9 protein-coding genes are annotated in these 12568 nt (G+C 42.3%); all 9 read right to left on the bottom strand.

Translation table 11 applies throughout. The features are described 5' to 3' along the window. The coding region (purE, locus tag JXR81_02415) for a 5-(carboxyamino)imidazole ribonucleotide mutase (GenBank protein MBN2753701.1) at positions 1–461 on the bottom strand (461 nt) is incomplete at its 3' end. Positions 462–683: 222 nt separating this feature from the next. Next, positions 684–1958, bottom strand: coding sequence for a phosphoribosylamine--glycine ligase (purD, locus tag JXR81_02410; GenBank protein MBN2753700.1), 1275 nt, complete (start codon positions 1956–1958; stop codon positions 684–686). 27 nt (positions 1959–1985) lie between these two features. Then, complete coding sequence (locus JXR81_02405; GenBank protein ID MBN2753699.1) at positions 1986–4127, bottom strand: glycoside hydrolase; 2142 nt, start codon at positions 4125–4127, stop codon at positions 1986–1988. Between the two features lie 105 nt (positions 4128–4232). Continuing rightward, complete coding sequence (locus tag JXR81_02400) at positions 4233–5759, bottom strand: glycosyltransferase family 39 protein (GenBank protein ID MBN2753698.1); 1527 nt, start codon at positions 5757–5759, stop codon at positions 4233–4235. Positions 5760–5797: 38 nt separating this feature from the next. Beyond that, complete coding sequence (locus tag JXR81_02395) at positions 5798–7324, bottom strand: glycosyltransferase family 39 protein (GenBank protein MBN2753697.1); 1527 nt, start codon at positions 7322–7324, stop codon at positions 5798–5800. After that, positions 7321–9390: an NAD-dependent DNA ligase LigA gene (gene ligA / locus JXR81_02390; protein MBN2753696.1), complete on the bottom strand. Its 2070-nt coding sequence runs from the start codon at positions 9388–9390 to the stop codon at positions 7321–7323. Before ligA ends, JXR81_02395 begins: the two co-directional genes overlap by 4 nt. A 5-nt stretch (positions 9391–9395) precedes the next feature. Next, positions 9396–10094, bottom strand: a complete 699-nt coding sequence (cysE, locus tag JXR81_02385; protein MBN2753695.1) for a serine O-acetyltransferase — start codon at positions 10092–10094, stop codon at positions 9396–9398. Between the two features lie 121 nt (positions 10095–10215). Next, positions 10216–11127, bottom strand: coding sequence for a hypothetical protein (locus JXR81_02380; protein ID MBN2753694.1), 912 nt, complete (start codon positions 11125–11127; stop codon positions 10216–10218). A gap of 177 nt (positions 11128–11304) precedes the next feature. Then, positions 11305–12381, bottom strand: coding sequence for a hypothetical protein (locus tag JXR81_02375; GenBank protein ID MBN2753693.1), 1077 nt, complete (start codon positions 12379–12381; stop codon positions 11305–11307). Positions 12382–12568 lie beyond the last annotated feature (187 nt).

Raw genomic sequence — 12568 nt, 5'->3', positions numbered from 1 at the left:
TCTTCAACAGATTTAGCAAGTTTCTTTTTATAATCGGCCAGTTTCTTTTTAAGCGCCGGGTATTTTACCGCAAGTATCTGGGCCGCAAACACGCCCGCATTAACCGCGCCGGCTTTTCCTATTGCCATACAGCCAACAGGCACGCCCTGCGGCATCTGTACCATGGAGTATAAAGCGTCAACGCCGTTTAAAGGCCCGCCCGCCATAGGAACGGTTATAACCGGCTTTGTGGTCTCAGCCGCCATAACACCGCCAAGGTGCGCTGCAAGACCTGCCGCGGCTATTATGACTTCACACCCCTGTTTGTCAGCTTCCGCCAGAAACGCTTTTACTTTTGCAGGCGTCCTGTGCGCGGAAGTTATACTTACAAAAGACCCAATCCCAAACTGCTCCAGGGTTTCAACCGTTTCATTCATGATTGTTAAATCACTGTCACTTCCCATTACTATCGCCGCTTTCATAATTATTACCTCCTGATTTTAGTAATTAACCCATATACAATTAACCAATATCCCATAGATAAAGACAAACCAACTGCCCCCTATCACTTGCGCTCATAAACTCGCGCAAGCCCGGGGATTTCCGCTCGCAGGCTCGCTCCAACCGCACCCTAAAGGGTGCGCCTACCAGATCTAAACAAACCTTCCGTCCCTCTGTCCCTCCGTGCATCTGCCCCTCTGCCTTTAATACTTCGCCGCTCTTTTCCCAATATCCCGCCTGAACTGCGCGCCTTCAAAATTTACCTTTCCTATTTCATCATAAACTTTTTTTATTGCTCCGTTAATACTTGTATCCATAGCGGTTATAGCAAGCACTCTGCCGCCGCTTGTTATTATTTTATTACCTTCCTGCTTTGTGCCGGCGTGAAAAATCATCAGGTCATTACGGCCGTCAAAAGAATCCAGCCCTTTAATCTCTTTTCCTTTTTCATATGAGCCCGGATAGCCTTTGGCTGCCATAACCACGCATATTGCAGCTTCATTATGAATTTCAAGCTCTATCTCATTTAACTTGCCTTCCACGCATGCCAGAAAAATATCAACAATATCGCTCTTTATAAGCGGAAGCACCACCTGGGTTTCAGGGTCGCCAAAACGCACATTATATTCAAGTACCTTTGGGCCGTCTTTTGTTATCATAAGACCTGCGTACAGGATTCCTTTATAGGTAATGCCTTCCCGTTTAAGCCCGTTAACCGTGGCAGCAAGAATCTCCCTTTCAATCTTTTCAAGCATGTCCGGTTTTATAAGCGGGGTGGGCGCGTAAGCCCCCATGCCGCCGGTATTTGGACCTTCGTCATTGTCAAAAATTCTCTTATGGTCCTGCGACGGCGGAAGCGGTATTATGGTCTGCCCGTCGGTAAATGCCAGTATACTGGCTTCTTCACCTTCAAGAAATTCCTCAATTACCAGGCGTAAGCCCGCTTCTCCAAATTCTTTTTTTACCATTATGTCATTTACCGCGGATATTGCTTCCTGTTCATTTTTACATATTAATACGCCTTTACCGGCCGCAAGGCCGTCCGCCTTTACCACTACCGGGTATTTTCTATTATTATCTATGTATTTAAGCGCGGGCTCTACGGAATCAAACTCGCCAAATTCCGCTGTAGGTATATTATTTTTTTTAAGCAGGTTTTTGGTGAATATCTTGCTTCCTTCCATCTGCGCCGCGTCTTCACACGGCCCAAAAATCTTAAGTTCATTTTCCGTAAACAGGTCAACAATTCCCGCCACCAAAGGGGCTTCCGGCCCCACCACGGTTAAATCAACCGCGTTATCTATGGCAAAGTTCATAAGCCCGTTTAAATCATCCGGCGATATGTCCACATTCTGCGCCACCCTTGCGGTGCCGGCGTTTCCCGGCGCGCAGAATATTTTTGTAACCTTTTTGCTTTTGGAAATACTGACGCAGATGGCGTGTTCCCTGCCGCCGCTTCCTATTACAAGTACTTTCATTTTTACCTCCGGATTATTATATCTGAATTATACTTTCCAGTTATACATTTCAAACTGCCTGTCAGGGACGTGTATTACGGCGGTGCCCTTTTCAGGTATGCGTTCAAGTTCCGCGCCATCCTTATAAATCACAGCTGTAAACTTTATTTCACCCGGGTATTTTATCCCCCTGAAATTCTTATAAGGTACTGCAGCTTCAAAAATTCCGTCAGCCGCGCACCTTACGCCTTCATTTTCAACATTTACGGATTCAAATACGCGTCCATGGGTGTTAAACTTAAGCCGGGAAGAATTCTCGCCTTCCGTGAACTTTACGTCTATTTCAAGGCCGCTGTCTTTATGAATTCCCCCGTCGGCATCCATGCGCAGATACAATTCATCATTATTAAAACCGTAAGAGAGCCGTTTGATAAATTTCTCAATTTTATGCATTGCGCCGCCTTCTTTTGAAAGGTCAAAATAACCCGCGCCTTTCCATTCAAAAAAGTGCGATATCCTGCCGTTGATTTCAGGATAAATAAACCTTGTCGGAGTAACATGAAAAGCCGCGTCCACTTTTGAAATCGGCACAAACAGTTCGTCCGGTATGGCCATTCCGGTAATATTATAAACATTCATCAGGTGAAGCCTGTATAAATTATCAAATTCGGAATCGTTTTTGGAAGAATGGTCATCCCCGTACCACCAGTTCCAGTCGCTTCCCTCTGCTATGTAGAGCGCTTCCCATGCCCTTTTTAATTTATCGCTTTCCCTGGGATGTTCTTTTTCCCAGTTTACAAGCGCTTCCCTTGTGCGTTTTAACAGCTTCCATGATTTTCTGTCGTCTTCATGCCCTATCCAGATATAAAAATCATGGTTAATCCATGAACCCGGCCACAACTTCTTAATTTCCGGCGCGTCCTGCCATCCTGTTATCATATCCCCTATGGTTGAAGTAATAATATCATCTGTTTCCGACAGCCTTGAATAAAGGGCGTTTAAAAAATCCCTGCCGTCGTTGTTATAGTATTCCCAGCAGTTTTCCCCGTCCAGTATTATATTTATGCAGCTGCGTTCTTCCGGAAGCATTTCTTTTATTTTCTTCAGTTCATTTATAAAGTGGTCCGCGGCTTCCTGAGAATTCCACGACGCGTAAGAAAAACCGATAAGGTCAGAAAGCTTAAGGCTTCTGAAAACCATATCCACGCGCCCGCTGTCGGTATTAAAATGATGCGGTTTGTATATCGTTTCCTGTTTAAATTCCTCTCCGGAAATCCATCGCGACTTATACAGAATCTCCTGGTCTGTTGCCGCCCACTTAATTCCGTTTTTGGCCAAAAGATTAAGCACATCTTTGCTTACAGAACCTTCTGAAGGCCACATTCCCACAGGACGCCTGCCAAATTTTTCCGTAAAATACTCAAGCCCTTTTCTTATCTGGGCGTCAGCATCTTCCGGATGAGAAAATTCAAAATCAAGAGGAAGCCCTTCCATGCAGGTTTTTGCCGTCTTTACATCATAAATAAGCGGAAGAATGGGGTGATAAAACGGAGTTGTGGAAACTTCAATACGCCCCTCTTTCCACGCCTGCGAGTATTTTGGTATTATCATTTTTAATATGTCAATATGCCTGTCAAGGACGTGATTCTTTTCTTCTTCCGTAAAATTCTCGCCTTTCTGTTTAAGTTCATTAAGTTCAGGAAAGATTTCCATAAAAACAGGGTCAATCCAGGTAAGGTTAAACCACGTCTGAACATCGCGTATTTCCTGTTCAGTAAAATGTTTATGGGTTTTTTTAAGCTCGTCCGGGTGGGAATTTTCGCCCCTTTTTTTAAGCAGGTATTTGTATCTTGGATAAGGAAATATCATGGTATCCCAATTTGCCATAAAAAAATTAAACAGTATAAAAATTCTCTCGTCATCATTTAAGTCAGATGGCTTTTTACGTGTCATATCCATAAATATATCTGTCGTGCCGGCTATGTATTCTTCTATCTGCAGTATCAGCGAAGGCACAAGGTTAAAGTTCTGCCTTATCCCGGGATATTTATCAAGTATGGAAACCATATCATAATAATCTTTAACTCCGTGCATTCTGACCCACGGCAGTATAAATTTATCGGTTTCAACATTTTTGTAATATGGCTGGTGCATGTGCCATAAAAAAGTAAGATATAGCGGCTGTTTCAAACCTATTACCTCCGGGCAGTTTAAGAACCTGTTAATTATAATATATATGTATTATAAAGACAATTATTATCCCTGATAAATACTTACCGGGTTTATCGGAGTGATTTACGGCCTTATTCTTTTGTATATGATTACCTTTTCCTCTTTTTCATCGGGCTCAAAATCATGGTTCACGGGGTCTTCCCTGTTTTCCCAAAAACGGTCAGCACAGGGCAGAATATATTTTTTGTATTTGCTTTCATCCACATTTGACCTTAAATACGCAAGTGTCCTTTTTTCGTATTCCGACCCTATATATTTGCGGATAACCACAAACTTTGGATTCTTTACATTTTCAAAATCTTCGCCTGTAAGCCCGCCATATACTCTCAGTCCTGTATAAAGTTTTACCACAAGGTCAGGATACGTTATAAATACAGCATCCCCGGGTGCGGAATTTGCGTTTAGAAATTCCGTAATACACTCCCCTGCCTCTTTCCAGTCCAAACGGAGTTCCTTAATATATTTGAAAAAAGTCATATTAAGAAGAAGCACGGCTGATAAAAGCAGCCCTGCCAATTTATGCCTTTCGTATATCTTATATACCAGCAGCCCTGCCAAAACAGAAAGCGCGGCCGCGATACCTGCCGTATTTCTTAAAAACGGCGCGTCAGTCAGCACCGAAATACAGATAAACCCTGTCACGGCAAATATTACAAGCAGCCATTCAATACCATCCTGAACCTTTACCTGCTGTTTTCGCGAAACCTTCTCCAGAACAAACAGGAGCGCCGCCGCAATTAACAGCGGGGAAAAAACATATTGAAAAATAAATTTAAGGTACGCCAGCGCCGACTGCCCAAAGTGAATAAGCGAAAACATATTGCTGTTTGCAGCATTAAATTCAATATTGTAAAGAAGAAACACAAATGGCGTATTGACCGCAAAAACACCCGCAAAAAAAGCAAATAAAGAAATATCCCTGCGTCTGACAAAAATAACATAGTGTATAAAAAAAGCCAGCATAGCAGAGTAAAAGTAAAGATATATGGTATGAAAAAGCATTGTCATGACAGCTGTCCACACAACAAGATGCATTTTTTTGCCTTCCCGTACATATAAAGCATATGAAAATAAGGAAATAAGGGTAAATAAAATTTCCGGGCTGTAATACCTTGACTGCCTGACAAGCAGAAGAAAAAATACGGAAAATAACAGAAAGGCAGAAGCAAACAGAGCTCTCTTAAATGACTTTGTAAGATTCCTGATATAGAAATAAACCACGATAACCGAGAACAATCCCAATAAAGCAAAAGGAAAACGGTACATAAAATTACTTTCCCCGAATACCTTTATGAACGCGGCAAGGTAGTAAAACTGAAACCAGGGATGCCACTTCCAGATATAATCCGGGCCGTATTCTATTCCCCCGTCCTGCGAGAAATAATTAAGGCCGTCGGTCCCGTAAGGCAAACCCCTGTCTATGACAGTCTTGGCTATTAACGGAGTCTGTGCTTCATCCTGCCACAAAGCCCGCGTACCCAGCCCGGTAAACAGCAGCACTGACGCTGTAAGAATTAACAGCACAAAAACAATTATCTCTGTTCGTACCGCGTGCAGCGTCTTTTTATTATCTGAAAATTTATCCGGCATGTTTTCCCCGTTTTATTTGATTGATTACAGCCCGCCTGTCATTTAACGCGCTTATAAATAACCACTCTGTCTTCCTCTTTATCCGTCCAAAACAGGTGGCGCGACGGGAATTCAGAATTCTCATCATAATTATCCGGGTAATCTATGGTTATCATCCGGTATTCATTTCTGTCCATTTTTTGCCTTATGTAATCCGCTGTCTTTTTATCCTTTTCTTCCATAACGTGTTTTCTTATAATCACCCAGTCTGCTTTATCCGGCAGAACCTCACCCGTCAAGCCGCCTTTTACAGCCATCTTTGTGTAAAGCTTAAGCGGCAAATCGCCGTAAGTAATAAGCACAGTGTCTTTATCGCTCCCGTTTTCATTTAAATACTTTACCGTTCCCTCAACCGGGCCGTCATAATCATGGGTAATCTCATAAAAATATTCAGGAAGGCTTCCCCCCCCTAAAAAAATAAAGGTAAGAAAGATACCCATGTATAACTTTATATGAAATGCCGGAGCCAGAATTAAAGCCGCTATTATTGCCGTCACCGGCACAGCTGCCGCAAGGTTACGGTAAAACGGGGTGTGCCCCGCCACTGACATAAACATAATACTGAAAAACACAAAGATTATAAGCAGTATTACGCCGCTGATATATTTTTTACCGTCAGTCCCCAGGCCGTTTTTTACCTTTTTGCGGATAATAAAATATACGGCAACAAGCGCCAGAAGCCACCACGGCAGAAGCTCCCCGTCAATATACGCTGTGTACATTCGCGCCGATTCCATTATGTGCGGCAGTTTTAACAGATTAGGATGCGCCCCGCCTATGTTTAAACTGTATATTGAAAAAAGAAACGGTACATTTAAAGCCATAGCCGCCAAAGACAAAGCATATAGAGACAATGCCTTCTTTTTATCAAATATGGAAACATGCGTAAGACAGACCGCAATAACAACAAAGAAATATACATATAATGTATGAAAAATACAGACCAGCGAAATAAAATAAAGAAGCAGTGCCGCCTTTTTCCCGCTCAAAAAACGCGCGTAAGCAAAAAGCGCCAGAAGACAGAAAAACATCTCCGGCGAATAATAACGGGACATTCTTCCCATTATGAGAAACGGGACATATAACGCAAGTATTAGAGAAGCTAAAACAGCTTTTCTATGACTGTTAAACAGTTCTTTTACCAAAAAATAAGAAAGCAATACCGAAGCCAGCGCGAATAACGCGAACGGAAGCCTTGCCGTAAAATTACTGAAGCCAAAAACTTTTATAAACGGAGCCACGATATAAAACTGCATCCACGGATGCCATTTCCAAAGGTAATCGTCCCCATATTCCACGCCGTCAGACTGAGAATAAAAGTTTTTCCCATCCGTGCCGTAAGGCAGCCCTTTTTCCGCAACTGTCTGCGCGATTAAAACCGTCTGCGCTTCATCCTGCCACATGTACCTGTTGCCAAGATTGGAAAAAAGCATAAAAGAAGCCAGCAGTGTAAGTAAAACCAGAAAAACAGGCTCATTGAATTTCATATCGGGCATTTTAATACGCGCGTTAAGATTAAATTTCAAAATAACTCTCCCTGAATTTTATCCTTACTTTTATTTTTTACAGCCTTAGGTTTAACGGCTTTTACCGTTTTTTTATTATCCTGTTTTATCATTTCAAGAAATTCCGTTTCATCCACAACTTTAACCCCAAGTTTTTTTGCCTTATCAAGTTTAGATCCTGCCTGCGGGCCCGCCACAAGAAAGTCTGTCTCTTTACTTACGGAAGAACTTACCCTGCCGCCAAGCGATTTGACTATATTGCCCGCTTCTGTACGTGAATACTTCATAAGCTCCCCCGTAAAGACAAATACCGCGCCATTTAAAAGATTATCCGTTACGCGTTCTTTAAGGCGTTTGGTGTTAACACCGGCTTTCTCAAGTTTTTTAATAACATCCTTTGTCTCCCTGCGTTTAAAAAAATCAGCTATACAGCCCGCGACCACAGGCCCTATTTCATGTATCTGCGACAGCTCTTCCGCGGATGCCCCGGACAGTTTATCCAGCGTATCATAATTATCAGATAATATTTCCGCAGTTCGGGTTCCCACATTGCGGATACCAAGCGAGTATATAAGCCGGTCCAGTTCCCTGCCCTTAGACGCTTCAATTGCCTTAACCGCGTTTTCAGCCGACTTCTGGCCCATGCGTTCCAGGTTTGCAAGGTCAAATATGGTTAATTTATAAAGGTCAGCATAATCAGAAATCATTTTTACTTTTAAAAGCTGCTGAATAATGGCCGGTCCCATGCCGTCTATGTTCATCCCGTCACGGGAAGCAAAATGAATAACAGAACCTTCAAGTATTGCCGGGCATTTGATATTTATGCAGCGGCGCACGGCTTCATCTTCATACTTAACAACCGCTTCATTGCATACAGGGCATTTGTCGGGCATTTTAAACTTCTTAAGCCCCGCGGGCCTTTTTTTAATTACCACGCTTACAACTTCCGGGATAATTTCGCCCGCCTTTTCAACAACCACAAAATCACCTTCACGGATATCCTTGCGCTCCACTTCTTCTTCGTTATGCAGTGTCGCGCGTTTTACGGTTGTTCCCGCAAGCTGCACCGGTTCCAATTCCGCTACAGGAGTAAGCGCCCCTGTCCTGCCCACCTGAACAGTGATTGATTTAAGTCTGGTGACTGCCTGTTCCGCCCTGAATTTATATGATATTGCCCAACGCGGGCTTTTTTGAGTCATTCCTAATATCTGCTGTTTGTCAAACTCGTTGACTTTAATTACCATCCCGTCAATTTCATAAGGCAGTTCGTTGCGGCGTTTTTCCCATTTTTCGCAGGTTTCTATTACTTCATCAATATTTTTACAGAGAGTTACATTTTCATTCACCGGAAAACCTGCGTCTTTTAATTTCTCCAGTGCTTCCCACTGTGTCTTTATTCCATATTTAGCAGCATCTGCCAGATAATAAGTAAATATCGCAAGTTTACGCCCGGCAACCGCTTTGGGATCCAGCTGTTTTAATGTTCCGGCGCAGGAATTACGCGGATTGGCAAATAGCGCTTCACCCTGCGCTTCGCGTTCTTTATTTATCTTCTCAAACTGTTTTTTAGAAAGGTAAACTTCACCTCTGACTTCAACACTTTCCAATTTTCGATTATCAATTTTCAACGGCAAACTTATTATCGTCTTCAAGTTTGCCGTCACATCATCCCCGCGTTCGCCGTCGCCGCGCGTGATGCCGGTTTCAAAATATCCATTCTTATAGATAAGCGCGATTGCCACACCGTCTATTTTTAATTCCACCGTATAAGTGTACTTTTCGGTTATTTTTTTTACGCGCTCATCAAATTCACGCAGGTCTTCAGGGTTATACGTATTATCCAGAGAAAGCATGGGCGATTTGTGAGCCACGGTTTTAAACCCGTCAATAGGCGCCCCGCCTACGCGCTGCGTGGGGGAATCTTTTGTTTTCAGTTCAGGATGTGCTTCTTCAAGGCCAATTAATTCTTTCATAAGCCTGTCATAAGCCGCGTCTGATATCTCCGGCTGCGCATCTATGTAATACCTTCGGTTGTGGTATTCAAGCTGTTTTTTTAACTCTTCCGCCCGTTTTTTATCTGCGGCCATATATATTACTTATTCTCCTCAAAAAATTCTTTTATCTGTTTTTCCCTGTCAGGATGTTCTTTGCTGAATCCCCCGTCTTTGTTGCAGCGCAGACATTTTGCTTCAAGTTCCCTTATTTCCTCATACATCTCTTCAATTACTTTTCTTATCGGATCAGGAAGGTCGCCGTGCATAAGGTCAGATTCCGGCTTTTCCCCGCCTGTCCTTACCACAACACCCGGAACGCCGACAACAGTGGAGCCGTCCGGCACATTGTGTATTACAACTGACCCCGCCCCTATCTTTACATTATTCCCAATATTAATATTGCCCAGCACCTTCGCGCCTGTACCAACCACAACGTCATTGCCAAGCGTGGGATGCCTTTTGCCTTTTTCTTTACCCGTCCCGCCAAGGGTAACCCCCTGATATAAAAGCACATCATCGCCTATTATCGCGGTCTCTCCTATTACCACACCCATCCCATGGTCAATAAAGAACCTTTTGCCTATTTTAGCACCCGGATGTATTTCAATCCCGGTAAAAAACCTGTTAAAAGCGGATATCATTCTTGGAATAAACGGTATTTTTATCCGGTATAAGAAATGCGCTATTCTGTGAGACGTAATGGCGTGAAGTCCGGGATACATAAATATCACTTCAAAAATATTTTTTGCGGCAGGATCTCTTTTAAAAACTGTCTTTATGTCATCCACCAGAAACATATAAAGCCTCCGTATATGGGTTGTATTTAAAGTGATTATATCATAATAAGAAGCCGTTTAAATAGAAAAACCACCGGCTAAAAGGCCGGTGGTTTTTTGACAGTTAAACCGTTTTAATTATTTAAAAATTCTCATACGTAAAAACATTTCTTGTTTCAAGCATAACCATACCCATCATACTCTGCGTTGTATTAATCTCCATTGGCATGCCTATAGAATTATAGGTATAAGTTATATCCATGCTCATGGCCATACCCATCATCGACATATCCGTATGAGCCGCAGTAGGACTGCCGGCTGAATTGTACGTGATAGTAGTTGTGCCGGTAACCGTATCTGTATTATCATATGTAGTTGCAATCGTAGGATTTCCCGCCGCATCATACTGCGTTATAACATAAGTATAAAGAGAACCCATCATAAATAAATCGGACCTGATAAGTTGGTTTGAAGCGTCATACGTATTTACAGTATTTGAAACAAGCGTCGCCCCTGTATAATTATCAACTGCAGTTACTAATCCTGCCGTATTATATGTTGTCACCTGCGAAGTCTGCAAAACTCCGGAGGCGTTATACATATCCTGTCTTGTCTGCTGGCCTGCCGCATTATACTGAAATATAACATACTGAATAAGATTATTGCTGCCGTCATAATAATCTGCCCTTGTCAAAAGGCCGCCGGATATTGTAGGATCTATCCTCTGTATAAGGTTTCCATCACTGTCGTACACGGACGATGCAGCAGTGTTTCCTATTGAATCATAACTTACGGTTGACGTGGTTGACACAGAACCCGCGCTGTCATATGAAGTGACTGTAGCCGCTGTCGGCGTCATGCCGCCCGAGCCATAAATAAATATTACTGATGCCTGACGAATCCCGGAGCTGTACATATCATAGGATTTCATCCTGTAATCACCGCCCGCAAATACCGGATCTTCTGTCGCTGTCGGGGATACGTGTTTCGTGCATGACGAAAAAGCAAACGCAAAAATAATTACCGTTAAAAGTAAAGAAAATATTTTTTTCATGTTTCCTCCCTTACATATTTTCTACACACCTTCACATTTAATAGCAGTTATAGCAAATCCAATCCAATTATTCTATAAATGTTCCATCCAGATAAAACAACCCGCCTATTACAATTACCTCGTATAAATAAAAAGAACCAACTGCTTAAAACCGGCGGTTCTTTCAAAGTTTAAATTTCAAAAAGCTTCGTATGTTATAACACTTCTCATAGTCATCATTGGTATTCCGGAAAGCGTCTGGGTTGTATTTATCTCTACCGGCAGATCCTGCGCGTTATAAGTGTAATATATATCCGAGTTTGATGACATACCCGCTAAAGACATAACGGAATGAACCTCGCTTTGATTACCTGCCGAATTATAGGCATATGACGTGGTTCCGATAACGGTATTTGTTTCATCATATAATGTAAACAGTATTACCTTACCCGCAGCGTTATAATCCATAATAGCATAAGAAAACAACGATCCATTGACATATGCTTCTTTCTTAATTAAAAGGTTGGAAGCATTATACGTATTGACATCCCTTTGAGACAGTACAGTGCCCGAATATTTTTCAACCGTAACTTCAAAACCTGCGGCATTATACGTTGTTACTTCCGAGCCCAAAAGTGTACCCGATCCGTCATAAAAATCCTTCCTTATAAGCTTATCCGCGGTATCATACTGATAAACTGCATATTCCAAAAGCACACCGCTCCCGTCGCGCACTTCCTGCCTTACAACTTTACCATCCACCAAATTAGAACTCATTGTTTGTATCAAATTGCCCGAATCATCAATTACCGACATACTTGAAGTATTTCCAAGGAAGTCAAATTCTACACTTGCCGTCATTGAAACCGAACCCGCACTATCAAACGCCATCTCAGATAGAGCGGTAGGAGTTGAACCACCCGCCTCATAAGTAAATATCATTGAAGCCTTAATAATACCCGAAGAATATACATCAATACTTTTAACTCTATAGCCGCTTCCCGTTGTATTTGTGGCCGTGGAAGTGGCTGTTGCAGATAATGTATTCGTCGAAGTATGTGTATGCGTCGGCGTATAAGAAGACGTAACAGAGCCTGTACTTGTGGCAGTCGCGGATGAGTCAGGTGAAAGTGTAATATTAAAGGTAGGCATACCCGTAAGTTCTGCTATTACCGGTTCTTCAACAGCAGCCGGAGACACATGTTTGGCGCAGGAAACAGCAATAAAAGATAAAATAATGATTAATAAAACCCATAAACAAACTGATTTTTTCATATTTCCTCCCATATTTATAATATGCCGCCCTCCCGGTTTATAAAATAATTATAGCAAGTTTAGTCCGGTTTTACTATCTGAATTTCTTCAAGAATTTCCCGGGGCAACTTGCAACATTTAATGCAACACCGTTAAAATTTCCCATGTTTCTCTTGTAACTTTTTGTCTTATTATGTCGTTTGCGGTT

Source organism: Candidatus Goldiibacteriota bacterium (assembly GCA_016937715.1).
In the GTDB taxonomy this organism is placed as follows: Bacteria; Oederibacteriota; PGYV01; order PGYV01; family PGYV01; genus PGYV01.
The sequence above is the reverse complement of the archived record's forward strand: the minus strand, read 5'-3'. Positions and strand labels throughout refer to the sequence as shown.

Bases quoted from the DNA above. Each gene is read 5' to 3' on its own strand.
- purD (MBN2753700.1), bottom strand. From the start codon at position 1,958: ATGAAAGTACTTGTAATAGGAAGCGGCGGCAGGGAACACGCCATCTGC.
- JXR81_02400 (MBN2753698.1), bottom strand. From the start codon at position 5,759: ATGCCGGATAAATTTTCAGATAATAAAAAGACGCTGCACGCGGTACGA.
- ligA (MBN2753696.1), bottom strand. From the start codon at position 9,390: ATGGCCGCAGATAAAAAACGGGCGGAAGAGTTAAAAAAACAGCTTGAA.
- cysE (MBN2753695.1), bottom strand. From the start codon at position 10,094: ATGTTTCTGGTGGATGACATAAAGACAGTTTTTAAAAGAGATCCTGCC.
- JXR81_02380 (MBN2753694.1), bottom strand. From the start codon at position 11,127: ATGAAAAAAATATTTTCTTTACTTTTAACGGTAATTATTTTTGCGTTT.
- JXR81_02375 (MBN2753693.1), bottom strand. From the start codon at position 12,381: ATGAAAAAATCAGTTTGTTTATGGGTTTTATTAATCATTATTTTATCT.